The sequence below is a fragment of the Variovorax sp. CCNWLW186 genome (assembly GCF_037203865.1).
Taxonomy (GTDB): domain Bacteria; phylum Pseudomonadota; class Gammaproteobacteria; order Burkholderiales; family Burkholderiaceae_C; genus Variovorax.
On the sequence record NZ_JBBCBO010000012.1, the window covers coordinates 101,266 to 121,227 of the forward strand.

The window sequence follows — 19,962 nt, forward strand, 5'->3', positions numbered from 1 at the left end:
CTTCGTTTGTGGGGATCAGGCGGCGCGGACACGCTGGCGCGGAGTGGCCAACTGGACGACATCAGCGGCCGCAGGTCTCTTCGGTTGGTTTGCAAGCGCGTTACCGACCACGTAGCCAAAGGTCAGCGCCGGACCGAGCGTGATGCCGGCGCCGGGGTAGTTGCCACCCATGATGCTGGCGGCGTCATTGCCGACGGCATAGAGACCGTTGATTGGTTCCCGAGCCTGCGTGAGGACTTGGCAAAACTCATTCGTCAGGAGGCCGGCGAATGTGCCGATCTCGCCGACAACAATCTTGATCGCGTAGTACGGGCCCTGGCGGATTGGAGCCATGCACGGGTTCGGCGCCACCAGGGAGTCGCCCTGGAAGCGGTTGTAGGCTGTGCTGCCCTTGCCGAACTTCGTGTCGACACCGTTGGCGGCATCACGGTTGAAGGATTCGACCTCCTCCTGCAGCGCCACATCGGGCACGCCGATCACCTTGGCCAGTTCCTGCAAACTGTTGCCCTTTTTGAGATAACCGCTCTTCAGATGCTTGCCGATGGGCAGTGGAAACGGCGCCACTGCGCCCAATCCATATTCCCGCAGGTGCTTGTGATCGCAGATGAGCCAGCAAGTGACCTCCGGCATCCCCTTGCAGGCCTTCACCAGGTTCTGGATGAAGTCGTGATAAGACAGCGCCTCGTTGGTGAAGCGGCGTCCTGTCGGGGTGACCGCAATCGCCCCCGGCTTCGCGCGGTCGATGAAATGGGGCATGACGCTCTCGGAACCATCCTTGCGCCTGGTCACCGAAGTTGGACACCATGCTGCGGCATTCGGAATCGTGGGGTCAACCCAGCCTCCGACGGATTCACCCAGGCGCAAGCCGTCACCAGTATTCAGTGCGGGCGACGGGGTGAAATGCTCGCGGCCGGTCGGCGCATGCGGGAACAGTTGCTTACGACGCTCCACGTCATAGGGGAAGCCACCGCACGCGAGGACCACGCCACGGCGCACTCGGATCTCGAGCGACTTGCCGTCCTGAACGACGTTTGCTCCGACGACGGCATCACCTTCCACGATGAGCGACTTCACTGTCGAATTCAGCCAGACCGGGACGTCAAGGTCCATTGCGGCCTTCGCAAGTCGGCCAGCCAAGGCGTTGCCATTGGTCAGCGTCATCCCGCGGCCATACCTCACGACGTCGAGCAAATGGCCGCCGAAGCGTTTGGCGACGTACCAGAATGATTCGAACGACTTGAAGGCACGCAGGAAGTGCCACAGTTCCTTTCCGGAGCCCAGCATCATCCCGAACACGGTCAGTTCGGGCACAGGCGGCGCCAGCTTGTCAATCCGGCTGCCTAGTTCGCGTCCATCGAACGGGCGAGTCACCATGGACCGGCCAGCCTGCTGACCGCCAGGCGCTTCAGCGTGGTAGTCGGGAAACACCGGCGGCATGTCGAACTGCACGCATGTGTTCTCGGTGAAGAAGTCGAAGGCTTTTGGTCCGTTTTCGATGAAGGCATCAACGCGCGCCGCGTCGAAATGGGTGGTGGCCTCGTGCTGCAGATAAGCGCGCGCCGCCCCCGCCGGCTCGACGATGCCCTGCTCCTTCGCGAGCTTGGTGCCGGGAATCCAAAGCCATCCGCCTGAACGTGCGGTGGTGCCGCCGTAGACCGCCGCCTTGTCGACGACCAGAACCTTGAGGCCTTGGTGAGCCGCGGTGACTGCTGCCGACATGCCAGACGCGCCAGTGCCGACCACCAATACGTCGTACTCAGTTTCCTGCTTGCTCATTGACCCATTGCTCCTGGAGGTAAGGGGTCCCATCTGCGACCCAACGGCGTTAGTATTGTGCTAACGCATATTACCTGTACTAATCGTTTACCCTGATCTAATCCAGTAGGTAGAATCAGATTGTTAGGAGACGGCATGGCCACCAGCGAAAACGAAGGCAGTTCCGAGAAGGAACGTAGAGGCATCCAATCCATCGAAGCTGGAGGCCAATTGCTGCTTGCGCTCGGCGCCCAAGGTCGCCCGATGCCTTTGAGGGAACTCGCGAAGGCTGCGGACATGGCCCCCGGAAAGGCTCACCCCTATCTCGTGAGCTTCGCCAAACTGGGGTTGGTCACCCAAGAGGCTTCCACGGGCTACTACTGGCTAGGTCCGACTGCGATGCAACTTGGCTTGGTCACTCTTCGAATGCTCAATCCTGTCCGCGAGGCCACGCCGTTCGCGGAGGACTTGGCACGGGAGACCGGGCACAGCGTGGCTCTTTCGGTCTGGGGCAATCAAGGTCCGACCATCGTGTATCTCTTCGACGCGATCTATCCGCTTCACACGAACATTCGCACCGGAACCGTCATGTCGCTGGCGGGCACCGCTACAGGCCGTCTGTTCGCTGCCTATCTGCCGCCCAAGCTCATCGAGGAATCGCTGCTCGAGGATGAGCGGCGGCTCGGGCCGGACATCGCAAAGCCTGTAGACGCGGAAGATTTGCAAGGCATGCTGAACGATGTGCGCAAACACGGTGTGTCTCGCTCCATCAACAACCCCACACCCGGCGTCTGCTCCTTTGCTGCACCCGTCTTCGACTACTCCGGAAACATCGTGCTGGGGATCACGCTCATGGGACGCTCGCGATCTTTCGATACGGAGTGGACCGGTACCCAGGCGAAAGCGGTGAGAACTTGCGGCGTCGAAGTTTCTAAACGCCTCGGTCGTTGAGCTGCGCCCGACGGCCCTCATCCGCTGCCTCGCAACTCCCCAGTGAGCAAAGGGCGTCACGCCACTAGCCTTTCTGTGATTCGGCTTGGTGCTCGAGGTTGCTGTCCGCTTGCAACTGCTAAGCCGACGTTTTGGGGGGCGAAGTTGAAAGTCGCTGAAGGGCCCACTCCAGCCGTTCGTGAAGCTCTGAAGCAGTCATTGGCTGGCGAATCGCGAAAACCCGACCCACGACCTGCAAGAGCGAGGCCGACAGCTGTAGCCACGATCGAATCCAGAGGAGAGCGGACGGAATCACTTGACCCGACCCGGCCGCTACCTTCACAAAAGAAATCTTCTGTCACCCCAATGACGAGTGCGGGTGTTCATACGTGGCGGCGGCAGGCGGGTTGCGAAGCCGCGTCGCGTCAGAGCCTGAACGCGCTGACCGCCTGTGAGAGGCTGCCGGCCTGCGCCTGCAGCGATCCCGCGGCAGTGCCCGCCTGCTGCACCAGCGCGGCATTCTGCTGCGTGCCCTGGTCGATCTGCGCGATGGCCTGGTTCACTTGCTCGATGCCGTCGGTCTGCTCCCGGCTCGCGACCGTGATCTCGCCCATGATCTCGGTAACGCGCTGCACGCTGGCGACGATCTCGCGCATGGTGCGGCCGGCCTGGTCCACCAGTTCGCTGCCGGCTTCGACGCGGCCTACCGAATCGCCGATCAAATCCTTGATCTCCTTGGCCGCTGCGGCCGAGCGCTGCGCCAGGCTGCGCACCTCGGAGGCCACCACGGCAAAGCCGCGGCCCTGCTCGCCGGCCCGTGCCGCCTCGACCGCTGCGTTCAGCGCGAGGATGTTGGTCTGGAAGGCGATGCCGTCGATCACGCCGATGATGTCGACGATCTTCTTCGACGAGCCATTGATGGCCGCCATGGTGTCGATCACCTGGCCGACGATCGTTCCGCCCTCGGCCGCCACCGACGATGCGGAGACCGCGAGCTGGTTGGCCTGCCGCGCGTTCTCGGCGTTCTGCTTGACGGTGGATGTGAGCTCTTCCATCGAAGCCGCCGTCTCCTCGAGCGAACTCGCCTGGTGCTCGGTGCGCGACGACAGGTCGCGGTTGCCGGCCGAGATCTGGGCCGAGGCTTCGCCGATGTTCTCCACGCCGCGATGCACCTCGCTGACCAGCCGGACGAGACTGGTGTTCATCTCGTGCAACGCCCGCATCAACAGGCCGGCTTCGTCGCGGCCGGCCGGCATCACCTGGGTGGCAAGATTGCCGGCGGCGACCGACTGCGCCACGCGCACCGCCTCGTTGAGCGGACGCGTGATCGAACGCGTGAGCCACAGCGCAGCGGCAATGCCCAGCGCCAGAGAGAGACCACTGAGCAGCAGCATCAGCCAGCGGGCGGTCTGGTAGGCCTGCGCGGCCTCGGCCGCGGTGCGATCCGCGCCCTCTTTGAGCACCTTCTCGAACGTGCCGACATGCGCGATCACCTGCGTCAGCAGCGGCATGCATTCCTGCGTGAGCGCGCGCACGGCGTCCTCGGTCTTGCCGCCGGTCGCGAGCGACACGACCTTGCCCGCGATCACCAGGTACTGTGCCTCGAGCGCCTGCAGCTGCGCGAGCAGGCGCTGCTCTTCTTCCACCGCGGCCGAGTGGGGGTCTTTCAATATCGCGCCCAAGGTCTTCATGCCCTCGTCGATCTCGAACTGGGAGGACTTCACGAGGTCCAGGTCCTTCTTCTGCAGCTGCGCATCGCTCACCAGCGCCAGATTGCGCGCCGCGATCGCCCGTGTGCCGATTGCAAATCGAATTCGGTTGAGCGCATAAAGCTTGCCGCCGGCCACCTCGTTGACGACCCGGATCTCATCGGCGAGCCTGGCCATTTGTTGCAGGCCGATCGCGCCGATGGCAAGCAGGAGCAGCAGCAGTAGCGTGAAGCCCATCCCTAGACGGGTGCCGATCTTCAGGTCTCTCATGGGATTTTCGGGAACGAATGGAGATTCGATTTTCCCGGGGGGCCCCGTCGCGGCAGTGGGCGAACAAGGGGGGCAATGCGGTTCATTTCGGGCGTTTGCCCGCGGGGCGGCTACGCAGCGATTGCTGTCAGTTGCAGATGGGTGCGCCAGAATGCGCCATGTCCCCTGCGCCCGACCTTGTCGCCGAAGCCGAGTGCCTGTCGCGTGCACGTGCCGGCGACACCGCGGCTTTCGACCAACTGGTGGCGCCCCATCGCCGCCAGCTTCACGCTCACTGCTATCGAATGTTGGGCTCCCCTTTCGATGCAGACGATGCGCTTCAGGAGGCCCTGCTTGCCGCCTGGCGCGGCCTGGCCGGCTTCGAATCGCGCAGCGCGCTCGGCACCTGGCTTTACCGCATTGCCACCCACGTATGCCTGCGCATGATCTCGCAGCGCCCCCGCCGCATGACATCGCCGGACCATGGCGCGCCGCTGCAGGCCACGGCCGACCTGGGTGAGCCGGTGACCGGGCCGGTGTGGTTGGAACCCTTGCCCGACGCCGAGTGGATCGGCAATCATGAAGATCCGGCCACCACGCTGCAAGGGCGCGAGTCGGTCGCCCTTGCGTTCGTGGCCGCGCTGCAGCACCTGCCCGGCACGCAGCGCGCCGTGCTGCTGCTGCGCGAGGTGCTGGAGTATTCGGCAGCCGAAGCGGCCGAGATGCTCGGCACCTCGGTGGCGTCGGTCAACAGCGCGCTGCAGCGCGCGCAGAAGACGGTGAAGGAGCGCGCACCGTCGGCCGACGTGCAGGCACTCGAGGCGCAAGGGATCGATAGCTTGCTGCAGCGCTTCGTCAGCGCCTGGGAGAGCCGCGACGTCGCAGCCCTGGCCAGCCTGCTGGCCGAGGACGCGCGATTCACCATGCCGCCGCTGCCCGCCTGGTTCAGCGGCCGCCGCTTCGCGATAATGTTCTTTGCCGAGCGCGTGTTCCAGACGCCTTGGCGTTTGCAGCCCCTGCGCGCCAATGGCCAACCCGGCTTTGCCTGCTACATGCGGCACGCCGGTGCCGAGCGGTTCACGCCAGGCGGCGTGGTGCTGCTGCGCCTGCGCGGTGGGTTGATCGAATCCATCGACAGCTTCATCGACCCAGCAGTCTGCCGGCGCTTCGGCATGCCCGACGAACTTCTTATCTGCTGATACAGCTGCCGGGGCCGATGAGTTTGGCCCTCGCCCTGTCTCCAAGTAGATGACACGCCCCGGAAGGGCCGGCGGCGTGGCACAACTCAAGGAGACCTTTTCATGGCCAAGCTCATCGTCAGCATCCTCAGTTCACTCGACGGCTACTGCGCCGGCCCGGGCGGCGCGCTCGGCGGCCTGCCGATGGATGCCGCCTTCAGCGCCCACAACCTCGACTGCATGCGCCGCGCCGGCACGCTGCTCTTCGGCGCGACCACCTTCCCTATGTTCGAGGCCTATTGGCCCAACGTCGACCGCGGCCCTGACAGTGAGCCGGTGCAGCGCGAGATTGCCGAGCGTGTGGGGGCGGCGCGCAAGGTGCTCGTCAGCGACCGCCTGGTCGTGCGCCCCGACTCACCCTGGGCCGAGACCGAAGTGGTCAGCCGGGTCCAAGCCCCGGCACGCATCAGCCAACTCAAAGCCGCGCCCGGCCCCGACCTGCTGATCTACGGCAGCCACGTGCTCTACAACGACCTTCTGGCACGGCGGCTGGTCGACGAACTGCATCTGCTGGTGGGTAGCGTGCTGCTGGGTGAGGGTGTACCCACCTTCGAGCCCGGCCTGGCGCAGAGCTGGAAGCTGCTGGGCCACAACCGCCTGCCAGGGTCGGACACCGTGGCGTTGCACTATGACTGCCGGCCGCAGTGAGCGGAGCAACGCGCGCTCTTGGCCGCATTCGGACTAGCGGGCGGGCGCTGGGGGCTGCGCTGCTCGATGATGCAAACTTGCGCGAGTCCCACTGCAAACGACGGGCAGCCCCCATGATTTCAGTTCATCTTCACGGCCAGCGCTTCCAGGTCCGTGCCGCGGCCATCGTGCTCGATGCCGGTTACCTGCTCGTGCATCGTGCGCCGGGCGATGCGTACTGGGCGCTACCGGGCGGCCGCGTCGAGGTCGGCGAAGCCGCGTCGGCGACGGTTGTGCGCGAGATGAGGGAAGAACTCGGCGAGGCGGTCGAATGCGGCCCTCTTGTGCATGTCGCCGAGAATTTCTTCGACCTTGCGGGCCAGCGCAACCACGAGATCGGCTTCTATTTTTCCGTTGCACTCGATCCGTGCTCCAGCGTGCTCGACAAGGAACGAACCCACCACGGCATCGAAAGCCACCTGCAGCTGGAGTTCCGCTGGTTCGCGCTCGCGGAACTCGCGTCGATCAACCTACGGCCGACCTTTCTGGCGGCCTCGCTGACGACCGAGCCGCTGGTGTTCTCGCATGCGGTGCAGCGTGAATACGCATGAGTTCACTTCGGAAATTCTTCCAGTAGAGCCGATGCTCAAGAGTTTCTCCCATGGTCACCTCAAGAGTCTTTCGAGGCAACCTGCTGTTCAAGCGTCTCGTTCACTGTCTTCAGCTTTTCCTCGGCTGACTTGAGCTTTTCCTTGAGCTGGTCTGTTTGCTCGATCGCCTGGCCGACGTCGGGGTTCAGCGTCTCTTTCGGCACTTCACTGTCCAGCACCGTATGGACGACCGATAGATCCTCGGCAACTTCCTGGACCGTCTCAGCCGCATGCTTGTTCTCTTCAAGCGCCTTGGCCAGATCGGCGGCGTCTTTATCGTCGGGGGATGGGCGGGTCATGGCACACCTTTCACTTTGAAATCCGATGTTAGTCGGCATGTAGCAACGACTCGGTCGCTTCTGCAAGATCAAGCTTTTGACCTACATCATCAACCCGGCCGATACGTATAAACATTCACAGCCAGCAACCTATCGCAACAAGTGGGATTGAGCAACGACGCTCCAACCGCCATGCCGCTCCAGACAGTTCTCATCGAGGACAGCACCACCATCAGAGAGGCTCTGATCCCGGCGTTGGCTGACCTCGCCAATGCGGAAGTTGTTGCCCTGGCTGAGACGGCAAGCGAGGCTGTCACCGTCCTCAAGAATCTGCGCAATGCCTGGGACCTGGCTGTGGTCGATCTTTTCTTGCGCGAAGGCTCGGGTCTCACGGTATTGCGAGCTTGCAAGGAACGCGCATCGCATCAGAGGATGGTTGTCCTGACGAACTACCCGACCGACGAAATGCGGCGCCGGAGCCTGGAGTTGGGCGCCGATGCACTGTTCGACAAATCGAACGAACTCGACCGCTTTTTCGAGTGGTGCCTCAGTCCCGACATTCCGCACTCCCCTGGTTGAAGCCCGCCGCGCATCCGATCCGCGTTTGCCCGAACGGGCGAGCACCGGGAAATCGGCCGCCCTTTCGCTGCTCGGATACCATCTTGTCGACGCTCTTTCCCCCCTCACAGCACAACGACTCGATGACATGCGTACCGCCATTTACTACTCGCTGATGCTCCTGCTCGGATTTGCCTGGTACAAGTATGGGCAAAAGTTGCTTCAAAAAGAGCGTTGGAATGAGAAGGGCGAGCGCACCGAAGGCCTTGTAGGGCCGGTGGGATTGCTCATGACTGCTGCCGGAGTCTGCTACTTCCTGTTCGAGTTTTTGCGCGCGCTCGTTCGAGGTGAGGTGCCATGCGTCGGCAAGGCGTGCAGGATGCAGGTCTACACCCTGGCGGCGAATACTGGCGATTACTGGGCCAACATGTTCTTCCTTGCGTGGATGGTCCTTGGCCTGGGCTATGCAGCCTACGTAACACTCAAGATCTGGTTTCGGGCGTAGGGTTGTCGTAAGGGCGGCCTGGCGTTTGCGGCGCGCCAGCGCGCACTCGGCGCCCCGCGCGGGAGCTCCACCTCGAGCCGGGCGTCTATCGCTGGTAGTCGCCAGCAGCCTCGGGCTGGAAGAGAATCGCCGCAACTTCAGCAGCGCAGCTGTCGCCGTTCGGCGTCAGCCACTTCGCGATGTCGCCGACCTTCAGGCCGAGCAGGCTGCTGCCAACCGGAGAGAGCACCGAGATAAAACCGGCCGCCGCCTCGGCATCGCCCGGGTAGCACACAGTGAGCGTTTGACGCCGCGCGGTGTGCAGATCGACGAGTTCCACTCGCGAGCACATCGTCACCACATTGGGTGGCACCGCGCGCGAGCTCGTCACTTCGGCAATTGCCAACAGGTCTGCCAGGCCTGGCGGAAGCTCGCGCCCGAGCAGTTTGCTCAGGCGGACGAAGTCAAGGTCGGTGAGCGTGCGCTCGCCGTGAATCGTTGCATGCATTGACGCACTCCATCGAATGCGAGCGTCGTCCCATGAGGACGGCGACCGCTACCGCGCGAGGCTTTGTGCCCGGCGGTGGATGGTTGCGCTGAAAGGGGAGAGAGCGGACCGCCGGGCTTAGGAATGTGCGGGCGTCAGCTGTCGACGCACCTTCTTTGCGGCCGCACGGGCGTAGGCCGCTGCGAGAAGCAGCGCAGCCATGGCAACGTGGATGCAAGCGATGGTGGCGGTCATGAGTGGGGAGTGTAGGCCGAGGGGCGCCGTTGCAGTCGTTGCGCCGGCAATGGCCTCACACCTCTTGCCAGATTAAGCCGCCACCGACGGCGCGCCGCCGAGCCGTCGATCAAAGCTCCATGCAATAGCGGCTCACAGGCGCACAAGCCAACTGCGCCTCCAGCGCACTCCAGGCGCCCGACACCACCGCGCGGTCGATGTGCGCCTGATGGTGGCGCTTTGATTCCCACGATTCGACCAGCGTGAACGCGCAGGCGTTGTCGCTGTGCCCGAACAGCCGCACGCCCCGGCAACCATCCGCCGACGGCAATGACTGCTTGACCTGGTTCATGAGCTCGGCGAATGCAGAAGCGCCCTGTGGCTTGGCTTCGAAAGTGATGATGACGTTGATCGGGTCCATGAAATTTTGCGCTGCTTTCAACAAAAGAAAAAGGAAGCAGGCAGGTTAGCCAGCGCCCTTCCCCGCGCCAAGACGCAAAGCTGCGAACACATTGACCATGGCTGCGAAGCTGCCGCAGCCCCCGTCCCCCTCCCCCGTCCCTTCAACCCGACTGCACGCGCCGCACGTATTCCGCGGGCGTTGCCTCGAACCGCCTGCGGAACGCGCGGTTGAAATGCGCCGCGCTCTCGAAGCCCACCTTCGCAGCCGCATCGCCGGGGCGCAGCCCCGTGCCCAGCATCAGCATGCGCGCCTCTTCCAGCCGCAAGTCGCGAATGCAGCGCATCGGCGTGACCCCGGCCACCTCGCGGAAACTGTGCGCGAAGTGCGACGGGCTCATGTGCACGTGGCTGGCAATTTCGGCCACCGACAGCGGCCGGCCCAAGTGGCGGCGCATGAAGGCGATGGCCGCCTGTATGCGTGCGCCCGCCTTGGTGACGGCGCTCGCGCTGCGAATGGCCGCCGCAGCCTCGGAGCGCAGCAACCGCAGCACGATCTCTTCGACCGCCAGCGGCGCAAGCGTGCGGCGGTCTACCGGGTCGTCGGCCGCCAGCAGCAGGCGCGCGAAGGCCTCGACCACCTCCGGCCCCACCGGCGCCGTGAAGTTCTCGGTCACCCGGGCCGGCTCGGCCGCGAGCGTGCCGCTTTCTGCCAGCGCGACGAAAGACTTGACCAGCACATCGGGCGGCAGGTCGAGATGAATGGCGAGGTACGGCTCTTCGGCGCTCGCCCCGACCACCGTGCCGAGGCACGCGACCTCGGCGCCGAGCACCAGGCATTGGGTGGCGCCGTAGTCCAGCGAGCGGCGGTCGCTAGCACCGAGGTGCGCGGTCTTGCGGCCTTGCAGGACGACCACGACGCCGGGTGTGAGGCGTTGGGTTTTCTCGTAGCGAATGGGTTGGGAGAAGCGGTAGTAGCGCAGGCCGGGGTAGAGGGCGTCGGTGCGGCCGTCTGAAGAGGCTCGCGCCGCGACCATGTTCCGGAGGCGTGCCCAAGTGGCGGAAACGCTTTCAGATTTGCCATCGGCAACGGGTGAAACGGGCATCGGCTGTGTTGTGGAGAAAAAGCTGGCGCTACATGGCACCGTGAGTGTTCCGTTGAAGCGCTTCGTGAACTACCCCAGTGGCGGCGTTGACGGTGTTGATGCGGACCAGCAGGGCGTCGTTGAGCAGGCGCAGCAAGGCGCTCAGTTCGGTGCGGCTTGGGGTGAGTACTTCGCAGTCACTCAGGGCGCTGGTGTCGATGAGCTTTTCGAGCGCCGTGTAGGCGCGTACTACGTCGTTGAGGGCGCCGGCATTGTCGCAGGCTTGCAGAGCGAGTGCGTCGAACTTGGCGTCGAGAGAAGAAGCAGAAGCACTGCGAGATTGCGGACGCGCACGGGAAGATTCAGCCATGAAATGGTCTCCAAGGTTCGCAGAGGTTTCATCAGGCTTCCAAACCCGGCCGCACCAACGGACACGACGGGGCGCAGTATATCGACGAGCTTCCGTCTTTCCAGGCTCATTCGCCCCACCGAACGAGAACGAAGCCCGCGTTGATACTTGATTCAAGCGCAACTATCTTCTGCTCAGAACCCCATTTATCCGCAAAGGTAATCCCAAGACACTCCTGCTAACCCAAGAAGGAGTGCCTCATGCCAATCGCCCTACTCGCGCTGACCCTTAGCGCCTTCGCCATCGGGACGACCGAGTTCGTCATCGTTGGCCTCATCCCCACTGTCGCTGCTGATCTCGGCATCGGCCTTCCCTCGGCGGGCCTGCTGGTCAGCCTCTATGCGCTGGGTGTCGCCATAGGCGCGCCGGTGCTCACCGCGCTCACGGGCAAGCTGCCGCGCAAGGGGCTGCTGCTCGGGCTGATGGCGCTGTTCACGCTCGGCAACTTGCTGGCGTGGCAGGCGCCGAGTTATGAATCGCTGATTGCCGCTCGCGTGCTCACTGGGCTGGCGCACGGGGTGTTCTTCTCGATTGGCTCGACGATTGCCACGGGCCTGGTGCCGAAGGAAAAGGCCGCGAGCGCCATTGCCATCATGTTCACCGGGCTCACGGTGGCGCTGGTTACGGGCGTGCCACTGGGCACGTTCATCGGGCAGCACTTTGGCTGGCGCGAGACTTTTCTGGCAGTGTCTGCGCTGGGCGTCATTGCGTTCATCGGCAGCTGGGTTTTCGTGCCCAGCAACATCCGCCACACGGCGCCTGCCTCGTTGGCGCAGCAGGCCAAGGTTCTGGCGGAGCCGCGGCTGTTGCTGGTGTATGCCAAGACGGCCATCGGCTACGGCGGCTCGTTCATTCCGTTCACGTTTCTGGCGCCCATCCTCACCCAGGTGTCGGGCTTCAGCGCAGGCGCTGTGGGCTGGGTGATGCTGGTGTACGGTGTGTCGGTGGCGGTGGGCAACATCTGGGGCGGCAAGCTGGCCGACCGCATGGGGCCGATTCCGGCGCTGAAGATCATCTTTGCGCTGCTGGCCGCGGTGCTGCTGGTGTTCAACTTTGCAGCGCCGCACAAGTGGCTGGCGCTGGTGGCGGTGCTGATGTGGGGCGCGGTGGCTTTCGGCAACGTGCCGGGGCTGCAGGTGTATGTGGTGAAGCAGGCCGAGCGCTTTACGCCGCAGGCGGTCGACGTGGCCTCGGGCCTGAACATCGCGGCGTTCAACCTGGGCATTGCGCTCGCAGCATGGGTGGGCGGGCTGATCGTGACGCACCTTGGCCTGATGCACACGCCGTGGATCGGTGCGCTGGTGGTGCTGGTGTCGCTGGCGCTCACGCAGTGGAGCGGAACACTCGACCGCCGTGCCGGCATTCCGGTGCGGGCTTCGGGCCCGGTGCCGGCGGGGCACTGAGCGGCCCTCTTCTTTCTCTTTTTTAAAACCCACAAGGACGAACAACATCATGACAACCGACAACACCATTCCCGCCTTCGGCCTCGGCACCTTTCGCCTGAAGGGCCAGGTGGTGATCGACTCCGTGAAGAACGGGCTCGACCTGGGCTACCGACTCATCGACACGGCGCAGATCTACGGCAACGAGGCCGAGGTGGGCCAGGCCATTGCCGAAAGCGGCGTGCCGCGCAGCAAGCTCTTCATCACGACCAAGATCTGGACGGACAACTACGCGAAAGACAAGCTGGTGCTCAGCCTGAAAGAAAGCCTTGTCAAGCTGCGCACAGACCATGTCGACCTGACGCTGATCCATTGGCCTTCGCCCGGCAACGCGGTGTCGGTGGCGGAGTTCATGGGCGCGCTGGCCGATGCCAGGGCGCAGGGGCTCACGCGGCAGATCGGCATTTCCAACTTCAACGTCGCGCTGATGAAGAAGGCCATTGCGGCCGTGGGTGCGCAGAACATTGCCACCAACCAGATCGAGCTGCACCCCTACCTGCAGAACCGCAAGGTGGCAGAGTTTGCGAAGAGCCAGGGCATTCACATCACCTCTTACATGACGCTGGCCTACGGCAAGGTGCTGGCCGACCCGGTGATCGAGGCGATTGCCAAGGCGCACAACGCGACCAGCGCGCAGGTGGTGCTGGCGTGGGCCATGCAGCTGGGCCATGCGGTCATTCCGTCATCGACCCAACGCGCCAACCTCGAAAGCAACCTGAAAGCGCAGCAGTTGCGGCTAACGGATGCCGAGCTTGCGCAGATTGCGGCACTCGACCGCGGCGAGCGGCTGACGGACCCGGCGGGCCTTTCGCCCGCATGGGATTGATACGAGTGTTTCAGGGCTGAGCTACCCCTTGATCGACCCGCAAAGGCGGGCTCGTGTGGCATTCTGAAGAGAGGCTGTATTGGCTTGCGCGCGCACTTTGTCGACGTGGCAACTGACGGCATTTCTCTGAAACCACAATCGATCGAGGAGTTGCGATGCTGCAACTTGGACGAGCGCTGCGCGCGTTCGTATTCGTCGGAGGCTGGGCGCTGGTGCTCGGTATGTCGAGCTGCGGCGGCGGGGGCGGCGGAGGTGGTGGCGCCGCGTTTCCCATTGCCGCGGTAGGTACCGCGCCACCGCCGAGCGATACGTCTACTGCGCCTCCTCCACAGCCGCCGGCGCCACCCCCAACGGACACTCCCGCTGCACCGCCCGCGCCTCCACCTGCTGAGCCGGTCGATCCGCCCCCGGCAACCAGCCGCGTGGTTTCCGACAGCATTGCCTCGACCAAGACCGGCGCAAGCTATCCGCTCGAGATCTACCTGCCCGCTTCTTACGACGGCAGCTCAACGCGCTATCCCATCATCTACGCGATGGACGGCGACGCGATCTTCAACCCGCCGGGCACGCGCTTTTCCAACTTCAAAGACATTCTCGAAAGCCGTGGAACGCAGGCAATCCTGGTCGGCATTGGCGGCACGTCGCGCCGCGAGCAGGACTACACCTTGCCCGGCGCCAGGGCGTATCACGACTTTCTGACGCAAGAGCTGGTGCCGTTCATCGAAGCGAAGTACCGCGCCGACACAGGCAAGCGCATGCTCACCGGCCTGTCGCTGAGCGGGAGCATGGCGGGCATTGCGCTCTTTCTCGAAGGGGCGGCGGGCAGCTTGACGTTCTCGCACTTCCTGTCGTTTGAAGGCGCGTATTCGTACCAGGGGCCGGAGTACGAAAACCTCGAGCAGCAAATGCACGACGCGCTCAACGGCCGGCCCCTGCCCGCCACGCTCATTCTTACGCGCTGCAGCGACCCGGTCGAGTGCAACTCGGGCCCTGTCGACTCGATATTCAGGCGGCTGCAGGGGCGCGTGTACCAGGGCCTGACGGTGGAAGAAACCACCTACTCGACCACGCACACCGCAACCGATATTCCGTCGTTCACGGATTCGGTTGCGAAGCTGCTGCCGTAGTAGGCCCCGGCTGTCGCGGTCAGAAGCGGTCTGGCAGCCCCATGGCCGGGTCGCTCACCGAATGCCGGCCCGTCTCGATGCGGCCGGCAAAGCGCCGGTAGAAAGACGGGTCGGCATCGCAGGTCACCACAAAGTCGTACCACTGGCCGCTGGCGTCCAGGCTCCAGCGCATGGCGGTGTCGCCGCCGCCCTTGACGCGCACGCGCCATGAGCCGTCGGGGTGGGGGCGGTAGATGCCGTTGTTGCCGTGGTTGCCGTGGTTGTTGCTTCCGTTGTTGTCGTGGCGGCGGTCGTTGTCTTCGCGGTCTTCATGGCGGTCCTTGCCTCCGGCCTGGTAGGCGTCGGGTCGCGGGTAGGCCTTGTTCGACTGCACGGTAAAGCGGCAATCGCGCCGGCCGTCGTTGCGCATCTGCAGGTAGATGTCGCCACGGCGCGTGTCGTAGCCCACGCGAATTTCGGGCGCGGCCGCACCGCCGGCGCGCAGCCGGTTCAGGTCGCCCTTGAACTGGCGGTGAAAGCCGTTGGGGCCGAGCACCCACAGGTCGTACAGGCCGGCGTTGTCGGTCATGGCGTTCCAGTAGCCGTCGAGCTGCTTGCCGGGCTCTACCGCATAGCGGCGCGGCAGGCTGTCCGACAGGTGCAGCTTGTCGTACACGTGGAACACGGCAGCCGCCTTGCCGCTGTTGGCAAACAGCAGCTGAACGCGGCCGTTGAGCGAATCGCTGCGGGCGCTGGTGTGCAGCTCGTAGGGCAGCGCGCGCGAGGGCCGCACGCCGGTTGCCTGCACGGGCAATGCGGCATCGGCCGTAGGCACGATGCTCGGCATGGTCTGCTGCGCGGCGGTGAGCGCATCGGCCTCTGCCTTGGTCTTGCGGCCTGCCAGAGTGGGCAAAGGCTCGTCGTTGGGCCGCTCGAAGTTGAAGGCGCTGGTGAGATCGCTGCACACGGCGCGGCGGTACTTGCTGATTTGCGGTTCGGCCACGCCAAAGCACTTTTCGAGAAACATGAGCGTCGAGGTGTGGTCGCACACCTGCGAGTTGACCCAGCCGCCCCGGCTCCACGGCGAAACCACCCACATCGGCACGCGCGGGCCGGGTCCGTAGGGCCGGCCGTCCATGGCGGGCTGCCGCGGCGTGGCCGGCGTGTAGTTGTGATATTCGACGGCCACGTCGGCCTCGGCCATGGTGGTGGCACCGGCCAGCGAGCCGTCGGGGTTGCGCGACGGCACCGCGGGCGAAGGCAGGTGGTCGAAGAAGCCGTCGTTCTCGTCGAAGTTGATGAGCAGCACGGTCTTGCTCCACACCTCGGGGTTGGAGGTGAGTGCGTCCAGCACTTCCTGCACATACCAGCCGCCCTTGGCCGGGCTCGAGGGGCCGGGGTGCTCGCTGTAGGCAGACGGCGAAATGATCCACGACACTGCGGGCAAGGTGCCGTTGCGAATGTCTTCACGGAAGGTTTCGAGAAAGCCATACGGCATGGTGTTGCCGAAGCCCTTGGCCAGCGGGCTGAGCGGGTCGTCGATGGCCGGGTCATAAAACGGCCCCGCGGCGGTCACCGGCTGCGTGATGTCGGTGGCGGGCACATACACCGGGCGGCGGGCTTCGGGCATCTGCTCGATGGCGGTGCGCCAGTGCCTGAAGCTCATCATCTCGTTGCAGCCGAAGTTGTCGATCAGGCTCTGGTAGACCTTCCATTTGACGCCGGCCTTTTCGAGCCGGTCGGCATAGGTGGTCCAGGTCCAGCCTTCGGTGGAGGCACCAATGTCGTTGCCCGCATTGAACTGGTTGTTGAGCACCGCCAGCTGCACCTTGCTTCCATCGACCGGGCTGGTGCCGTTGGGGCCATTGGTGCCGCTCCAGTAGAACAGGCGGTTGGCAATGGTGCCGGTGTGCATGCCGCAGTGGTAGTGGTCGCACAGCGTAAAGGCCTCGGCCAGCGCACGCTGGAACGGCACTTCCGCAGTGTCGTAGTAGCCCATCGACAGCAGGTTCTTGGAGTCCGGCCACTTGAACATGCGGCCATGGTCCCAGGCGGCCTGCGAATCAGACCAGCTGTGCGGCGTGCTGCCCGCGCGCTGCGCATTGCCCTTGCTCTCGTCCAGCCGGTAGGGCACATAGGTGCTGGGCGGCGATGTCTTGGTATAGGTCTGGTGGAAGATGGTCTTGCCATTGGGCGCCGGAATGGCAAAGCGGTCGCCATAGCCGCGCACGCCCTTGAAGGTGCCGAAGTAGCTGTCGAACGACCGGTTCTCCTGCATCAGCAGCACGACGTGCTTCACGTCCTTGATGGTGCCGGTGTCGTGGTGCGCCGGAATGGCCAGCGCGCGGCGAATGCTGGGCGGAAAGGTGGCCAGCGTGGCGGCTGCAATGCCGGTGCCCGTGGCGCTCTGGAGAAACTTGCGACGTGTGGTCATGGTGGGGTCGGTTTCAGGTGTTGATGATGCGCGCGCCTTCAGGGGGCGTAACTGACGGTGGGTTCGCTGTTGTTGCCGGCGTTGGGCGGGGTCGGTGCGGGGTCGGTCTTGGCCGTGTTGTCGCCGCTGTCCTTCGCGGTGACGCTGGCGCTGAGGCCGCCACTTCCGCCACCGCCATCACCACCGCCGCATGCGCTTAACGCGCAAGCGAGGACCAACAGCGCGAGCGGCGCGCGCAAATACAAAAGCCGTGAATGCATGGATGAGTCACTCCTGATTTCGCCAAGGCAATTTGAATGGCCTTTGACGACCGGCGGTGTCTCCGCCGCCAATGCATCAAGGCCGCATCAAGCGTACGAAGCAGCCATGACACCGCGATGTAGCAGCGATGCGAACCTTGGTAGGCATTGGAGGCAAATCAGTAATGCATTGGTAATGCATTGCCGATGGTTCTCAGTCGAACGGCGCCCATCGGCCGGATTCAGGGCACACGATGGCTCGCGCGCCGTTCACCCTCACCTGCTCTTCATGCAGTTGCGATGCGGTTGAAGAATCGACGTCAAACGCAACGCCGAGTGCGCGCGCCACGCGGGCGTCTTCAATGGGCAGCTCCCAGGTAAGGAACACCTGGGTGCAATCTTTCTCGGGGCCGAAGGTGGCCGCATCGAAGCTGCTGCCGCCGCGCGGAACCACCGCATGTGGCTGGCCGGTATCGAAGACCAGGACCGTGCCGCGCGCTAGCGGAATGCGATAGCCCGTGCCAGCAAAGTGCACGTCCAGCCCCTTGTCCTCGCTCACGAAGAGATTGCAGAAGCCCGCACCGCCGTATTGCGCCGCATCGTGGTGGTACCTCGCACCGCGGCAAGCCATGAGGGCAACGTCGCTCGACGCAAGCACGTCGCCCAGGCCGAGCGCGCGCGTCCACTCCGCCGCGGCCTGCACGCAGCGCGCGTAGTCGGGCCAGCGCGCACGCGCCCGTGCCAGGGGCAGCGGCTCCACGTCTCCGGGCTCCAAGGCCAGTCGTGAAGAGATCTCGCGCTCCCAATCGGCTGTGAGCCTTGCAGGAGGCATCGGCACATCGACCGTGCCGGACAGCACGACATCGCCTACGCTGCGACTGCGCATGGCGTCGCCGCTCAGGAAGTAGGAAACGAGGTGGTCTTCTCGCACGCGATGCGGTGGAGGGGAAAGGCTCATCCACAGCAGTGTAGTGAGGCAGGTTCCGCGTGCCCGCCATCGCCGCGAGCGGCGTCAAGGCCTGAGCGTGGGCTCCCGCCTTGCATAGGCCAGCGCGGCAAGAAGGCCCAGGCCCGCCATGGCCGCGGCGCCCCAAGCCACCGCGGGGCTGCATAGCATGCGGCCGAGCGACGAGCGTTGTCCGCTGCCCGTTCCAATGCCTGTGGCGGCCTGTTCGAGCGGCGTGAGCGGCCGTGCCGTGTTGGGGTTTTCTTCGCCCTGGAGAACGGCCTGGGAAATTTCGAGCGGCGTCAGTTCATCGGCAACGGGTCCGAACATCGATTTGTCGTTGGCGCGCATGGAAAGCCTTTCGTTCGAAGATTGAATCTGCAGCGAAGACTCTCCTGGCGCCGGCCCGGCGTTCTACAGCCGACAACGGACTTTTGCGTAGGCCGAGGGCGCGCACGTTTCGGTGCAGGCCGAAGTGTTCCTCCTCATAGCGATGGCCCGTGTCAGCGAGGTGCACGTCCAGCCCCTTGTTATCGCTCACGAACGGATTGCAGAACGCCGTCAGGAGATCTCGCATGAGGCGATGCGGAGTACGCGGCTTGATGAATATCATCGGGCCATGTCGATATCCGCATTCATTGTTCCGGTGCCCTCGGCCGAAGCGCTCGTCGGCGACCTGCGCCGGCGTTTCGATGCGACAACCGAATTGGGAGTGCCCGCGCATATCACCGTGCTCGTGCCGTTCATGGACCCTCGGCACATCACACCTGCCGTATTGGAGCGGGCGCAAAGCGTGTTGAACACAGTTGCTGCGTTCTCCTTTTCGCTGAATACCGTGGCGTGCTTTCCGACAACTGCGTATGTCGCACCGCAACCTGCCGAGCCCTTCATCAGAATGACCAAAGCGCTCGTAGAGGCTTTTCCGGATTTTCAGCCTTACGGCGGAGAGCACCAAGGCATCGTTCCGCACCTCACGGTGGCCCATGGTGATGCTGCCGAAGCCAGCGCAGTCGCCGCTGAGGTGCAGAGCCGGCTCGATGCATTCGGTGCTGTCGGCGCAAATTGCACTTCGGTCGTGCTGATCGAAAACTCGACCGGCCGATGGGAAGAGTTGCACGTCTTTGATCTTCCCAAGGGTGAGCGCTGATGAAAAGCCGCATCATGTACATCGAAGCGAAGACGGGCGGGCTGACGGGGCCGGCCCGCATCGGCCACGTCACCAGTTCCAAATCTGGCGCAACGCTCTACTACGGAGGCAAGGCGTTCTGCAGCCTCAAGGGCGACGGCTTCAAATCGAACTACTACGACGTTGAAACCGGCGAGCACTACTGGATCTCTGGTCCCAGGAGGGACGGCAAAGACGCCCTGTATGCAACGCACATCAAGCCAGCCATAGACGACGACGCTCGAGATGAGTACTGGTCGAAGATCCGTGGGCACGCCCCACCGGAGAGCAAGGGCCGCCGCTGAGCTATCGAAAGCAGCAGTAGCCGACCCACAGCCATTTGGCCAGAATGCGCCCATGAGCCAACATAACGACACGCAGGAGACCGCCGAACACATTCCTTTCGAGGAATTCCGCGAGGGGCTGCCGCAAGGGCGCTTTCGGGTCATCGTCAACCCCGCGCTGGCGGCGCCCTTCGTGTCGCACCGCATGCATGCGACGGCATTGGCCCTTGCCCTCATCGGCCCCGGCATTGCCGCGGCGTTGGCCGGGCATCCGTGGATCGGCGGGCCGTTGGTGGTGGCCGGCATCCTGGTGCGGTGGTCCGTCAAGAAGCAGGCGCCACGCATTCTTTTGCACCTGGCCGCGCGCGTGCCATCGGTCTATGAGCAGGCCGGCGAGCATGGCGTGATGGAAGTGCGCCGCGCCTGAG

At 64.2% G+C, this 19,962-nt stretch carries 23 protein-coding genes; 12 read left to right on the forward strand and 11 right to left on the reverse strand.

The annotated features are described in order from the left end of the window. Positions 1-15: 15 nt before the first annotated feature. A complete protein-coding gene (locus V9K97_RS16210) occupies positions 16-1,776 on the reverse strand; it encodes an FAD-dependent oxidoreductase (protein ID WP_337319254.1) in 1,761 nt (586 codons plus the stop codon). A gap of 135 nt (positions 1,777-1,911) precedes the next feature. Between V9K97_RS16210 and V9K97_RS16215 the strand changes: the two genes are divergently transcribed. Further along, positions 1,912-2,706: an IclR family transcriptional regulator gene (locus V9K97_RS16215; RefSeq protein WP_337319256.1), complete on the forward strand. Its 795-nt coding sequence runs from the start codon at positions 1,912-1,914 to the stop codon at positions 2,704-2,706. Positions 2,707-3,110: 404 nt separating this feature from the next. Here V9K97_RS16215 and V9K97_RS16220 read toward each other — a convergent pair whose 3' ends face one another. Then, positions 3,111-4,664 (reverse strand): methyl-accepting chemotaxis protein, encoded by a 1,554-nt coding sequence (locus V9K97_RS16220; protein WP_337319258.1) that lies wholly within the window; start codon positions 4,662-4,664, stop codon positions 3,111-3,113. Positions 4,665-4,822: 158 nt separating this feature from the next. Between V9K97_RS16220 and V9K97_RS16225 the strand changes: the two genes are divergently transcribed. The 3 genes from V9K97_RS16225 to V9K97_RS16235 all read left to right on the forward strand — a co-directional run bounded on the left by V9K97_RS16225 (position 4,823) and on the right by V9K97_RS16235 (position 7,119). Further along, a complete protein-coding gene (locus V9K97_RS16225) occupies positions 4,823-5,842 on the forward strand; it encodes an RNA polymerase subunit sigma-70 (protein ID WP_337319260.1) in 1,020 nt (339 codons plus the stop codon). Positions 5,843-5,944: 102 nt separating this feature from the next. Beyond that, on the forward strand, positions 5,945-6,529 hold the full coding sequence (locus V9K97_RS16230; RefSeq protein ID WP_337319261.1) for a dihydrofolate reductase family protein: 585 nt from the start codon (positions 5,945-5,947) through the stop codon (positions 6,527-6,529). Between the two features lie 113 nt (positions 6,530-6,642). Continuing rightward, entirely contained in the window at positions 6,643-7,119 is a 477-nt protein-coding gene (locus V9K97_RS16235) for an NUDIX hydrolase (RefSeq protein WP_337319263.1), read from the forward strand. Between the two features lie 59 nt (positions 7,120-7,178). Here V9K97_RS16235 and V9K97_RS16240 read toward each other — a convergent pair whose 3' ends face one another. Further along, on the reverse strand, positions 7,179-7,457 hold the full coding sequence (locus V9K97_RS16240) for a hypothetical protein (protein ID WP_337319266.1): 279 nt from the start codon (positions 7,455-7,457) through the stop codon (positions 7,179-7,181). 171 nt (positions 7,458-7,628) lie between these two features. On the opposite strand from V9K97_RS16240, the gene V9K97_RS16245 reads away from it, so the two are divergent. After that, entirely contained in the window at positions 7,629-8,015 is a 387-nt protein-coding gene (locus V9K97_RS16245; RefSeq protein WP_337319268.1) for a response regulator, read from the forward strand. 127 nt (positions 8,016-8,142) lie between these two features. Continuing rightward, positions 8,143-8,499: a hypothetical protein gene (locus tag V9K97_RS16250; protein WP_337319270.1), complete on the forward strand. Its 357-nt coding sequence runs from the start codon at positions 8,143-8,145 to the stop codon at positions 8,497-8,499. An 85-nt stretch (positions 8,500-8,584) separates the two neighbouring features. On the opposite strand, the gene V9K97_RS16255 is transcribed toward V9K97_RS16250, so the two are convergent. The 4 genes from V9K97_RS16255 to V9K97_RS16270 all read right to left on the reverse strand — a co-directional run bounded on the left by V9K97_RS16255 (position 8,585) and on the right by V9K97_RS16270 (position 11,053). Then, positions 8,585-8,986, reverse strand: a complete 402-nt coding sequence (locus V9K97_RS16255) for a GreA/GreB family elongation factor (RefSeq protein ID WP_337319273.1) — start codon at positions 8,984-8,986, stop codon at positions 8,585-8,587. Between the two features lie 343 nt (positions 8,987-9,329). Continuing rightward, a complete protein-coding gene (locus tag V9K97_RS16260; RefSeq protein WP_337319275.1) occupies positions 9,330-9,620 on the reverse strand; it encodes a putative quinol monooxygenase in 291 nt (96 codons plus the stop codon). Between the two features lie 142 nt (positions 9,621-9,762). Next, positions 9,763-10,704, reverse strand: a complete 942-nt coding sequence (locus V9K97_RS16265; RefSeq protein WP_337319277.1) for an AraC family transcriptional regulator — start codon at positions 10,702-10,704, stop codon at positions 9,763-9,765. 28 nt (positions 10,705-10,732) lie between these two features. Further along, entirely contained in the window at positions 10,733-11,053 is a 321-nt protein-coding gene (locus tag V9K97_RS16270; protein WP_337319279.1) for a hypothetical protein, read from the reverse strand. 239 nt (positions 11,054-11,292) lie between these two features. Here V9K97_RS16270 and V9K97_RS16275 point away from each other — a divergent pair, with 239 nt between their 5' ends. The 3 genes from V9K97_RS16275 (at position 11,293) to V9K97_RS16285 (ending at position 14,487) form a co-directional block, all read left to right on the forward strand. Then, positions 11,293-12,495, forward strand: coding sequence for an MFS transporter (locus V9K97_RS16275; protein ID WP_337319281.1), 1,203 nt, complete (start codon positions 11,293-11,295; stop codon positions 12,493-12,495). Positions 12,496-12,544: 49 nt separating this feature from the next. Then, positions 12,545-13,360, forward strand: coding sequence for a 2,5-didehydrogluconate reductase DkgB (dkgB, locus tag V9K97_RS16280; protein WP_337319282.1), 816 nt, complete (start codon positions 12,545-12,547; stop codon positions 13,358-13,360). A gap of 155 nt (positions 13,361-13,515) precedes the next feature. After that, positions 13,516-14,487 (forward strand): alpha/beta hydrolase, encoded by a 972-nt coding sequence (locus V9K97_RS16285; protein WP_337319284.1) that lies wholly within the window; start codon positions 13,516-13,518, stop codon positions 14,485-14,487. Between the two features lie 19 nt (positions 14,488-14,506). Here V9K97_RS16285 and V9K97_RS16290 read toward each other — a convergent pair whose 3' ends face one another. The 4 genes from V9K97_RS16290 to V9K97_RS16305 all read right to left on the reverse strand — a co-directional run bounded on the left by V9K97_RS16290 (position 14,507) and on the right by V9K97_RS16305 (position 18,436). Beyond that, entirely contained in the window at positions 14,507-16,900 is a 2,394-nt protein-coding gene (locus tag V9K97_RS16290) for a phosphocholine-specific phospholipase C (protein WP_337319286.1), read from the reverse strand. 38 nt (positions 16,901-16,938) lie between these two features. Continuing rightward, positions 16,939-17,160 (reverse strand): hypothetical protein, encoded by a 222-nt coding sequence (locus tag V9K97_RS16295; protein WP_337319288.1) that lies wholly within the window; start codon positions 17,158-17,160, stop codon positions 16,939-16,941. A gap of 193 nt (positions 17,161-17,353) precedes the next feature. Next, positions 17,354-18,097: a hypothetical protein gene (locus V9K97_RS16300; protein WP_337319290.1), complete on the reverse strand. Its 744-nt coding sequence runs from the start codon at positions 18,095-18,097 to the stop codon at positions 17,354-17,356. Between the two features lie 54 nt (positions 18,098-18,151). Then, entirely contained in the window at positions 18,152-18,436 is a 285-nt protein-coding gene (locus tag V9K97_RS16305; RefSeq protein WP_337319292.1) for a hypothetical protein, read from the reverse strand. Between the two features lie 112 nt (positions 18,437-18,548). Here V9K97_RS16305 and V9K97_RS16310 point away from each other — a divergent pair, with 112 nt between their 5' ends. From V9K97_RS16310 to V9K97_RS16320, 3 genes are read left to right on the forward strand one after another with little or no spacing between them, the layout of a single operon-like run. After that, positions 18,549-19,232 carry a 2'-5' RNA ligase family protein gene (locus tag V9K97_RS16310; protein WP_337319294.1) on the forward strand — a complete coding sequence of 228 codons (684 nt, stop codon included), beginning with the start codon at positions 18,549-18,551 and terminating at the stop codon, positions 19,230-19,232. Next, a complete protein-coding gene (locus tag V9K97_RS16315; RefSeq protein ID WP_337319296.1) occupies positions 19,232-19,555 on the forward strand; it encodes a 1-deoxy-D-xylulose-5-phosphate synthase in 324 nt (107 codons plus the stop codon). The genes V9K97_RS16310 and V9K97_RS16315 overlap by 1 nt, the downstream gene beginning before the upstream one ends. A gap of 52 nt (positions 19,556-19,607) precedes the next feature. Beyond that, on the forward strand, positions 19,608-19,961 hold the full coding sequence (locus V9K97_RS16320; RefSeq protein ID WP_337297435.1) for a hypothetical protein: 354 nt from the start codon (positions 19,608-19,610) through the stop codon (positions 19,959-19,961). Position 19,962 lies beyond the last annotated feature (1 nt).

Excerpts from the sequence above, each read along its gene's own strand:
- V9K97_RS16210 (WP_337319254.1), bottom strand. The coding sequence starts at position 1,776 with ATGAGCAAGCAGGAAACTGAGTACGACGTATTGGTGGTCGGCACTGGC.
- V9K97_RS16215 (WP_337319256.1), top strand. The coding sequence starts at position 1,912 with ATGGCCACCAGCGAAAACGAAGGCAGTTCCGAGAAGGAACGTAGAGGC.
- V9K97_RS16220 (WP_337319258.1), bottom strand. The coding sequence starts at position 4,664 with ATGAGAGACCTGAAGATCGGCACCCGTCTAGGGATGGGCTTCACGCTA.
- V9K97_RS16225 (WP_337319260.1), top strand. The coding sequence starts at position 4,823 with ATGTCCCCTGCGCCCGACCTTGTCGCCGAAGCCGAGTGCCTGTCGCGT.
- V9K97_RS16230 (WP_337319261.1), top strand. The coding sequence starts at position 5,945 with ATGGCCAAGCTCATCGTCAGCATCCTCAGTTCACTCGACGGCTACTGC.
- V9K97_RS16235 (WP_337319263.1), top strand. The coding sequence starts at position 6,643 with ATGATTTCAGTTCATCTTCACGGCCAGCGCTTCCAGGTCCGTGCCGCG.
- V9K97_RS16240 (WP_337319266.1), bottom strand. The coding sequence starts at position 7,457 with ATGACCCGCCCATCCCCCGACGATAAAGACGCCGCCGATCTGGCCAAG.
- V9K97_RS16245 (WP_337319268.1), top strand. The coding sequence starts at position 7,629 with ATGCCGCTCCAGACAGTTCTCATCGAGGACAGCACCACCATCAGAGAG.
- V9K97_RS16250 (WP_337319270.1), top strand. The coding sequence starts at position 8,143 with ATGCGTACCGCCATTTACTACTCGCTGATGCTCCTGCTCGGATTTGCC.
- V9K97_RS16255 (WP_337319273.1), bottom strand. The coding sequence starts at position 8,986 with ATGCATGCAACGATTCACGGCGAGCGCACGCTCACCGACCTTGACTTC.
- V9K97_RS16260 (WP_337319275.1), bottom strand. The coding sequence starts at position 9,620 with ATGGACCCGATCAACGTCATCATCACTTTCGAAGCCAAGCCACAGGGC.
- V9K97_RS16265 (WP_337319277.1), bottom strand. The coding sequence starts at position 10,704 with ATGCCCGTTTCACCCGTTGCCGATGGCAAATCTGAAAGCGTTTCCGCC.
- V9K97_RS16270 (WP_337319279.1), bottom strand. The coding sequence starts at position 11,053 with ATGGCTGAATCTTCCCGTGCGCGTCCGCAATCTCGCAGTGCTTCTGCT.
- V9K97_RS16275 (WP_337319281.1), top strand. The coding sequence starts at position 11,293 with ATGCCAATCGCCCTACTCGCGCTGACCCTTAGCGCCTTCGCCATCGGG.
- dkgB (WP_337319282.1), top strand. The coding sequence starts at position 12,545 with ATGACAACCGACAACACCATTCCCGCCTTCGGCCTCGGCACCTTTCGC.
- V9K97_RS16285 (WP_337319284.1), top strand. The coding sequence starts at position 13,516 with ATGCTGCAACTTGGACGAGCGCTGCGCGCGTTCGTATTCGTCGGAGGC.
- V9K97_RS16290 (WP_337319286.1), bottom strand. The coding sequence starts at position 16,900 with ATGACCACACGTCGCAAGTTTCTCCAGAGCGCCACGGGCACCGGCATT.
- V9K97_RS16295 (WP_337319288.1), bottom strand. The coding sequence starts at position 17,160 with ATGCATTCACGGCTTTTGTATTTGCGCGCGCCGCTCGCGCTGTTGGTC.
- V9K97_RS16300 (WP_337319290.1), bottom strand. The coding sequence starts at position 18,097 with ATGAGCCTTTCCCCTCCACCGCATCGCGTGCGAGAAGACCACCTCGTT.
- V9K97_RS16305 (WP_337319292.1), bottom strand. The coding sequence starts at position 18,436 with ATGCGCGCCAACGACAAATCGATGTTCGGACCCGTTGCCGATGAACTG.
- V9K97_RS16315 (WP_337319296.1), top strand. The coding sequence starts at position 19,232 with ATGAAAAGCCGCATCATGTACATCGAAGCGAAGACGGGCGGGCTGACG.
- V9K97_RS16320 (WP_337297435.1), top strand. The coding sequence starts at position 19,608 with ATGAGCCAACATAACGACACGCAGGAGACCGCCGAACACATTCCTTTC.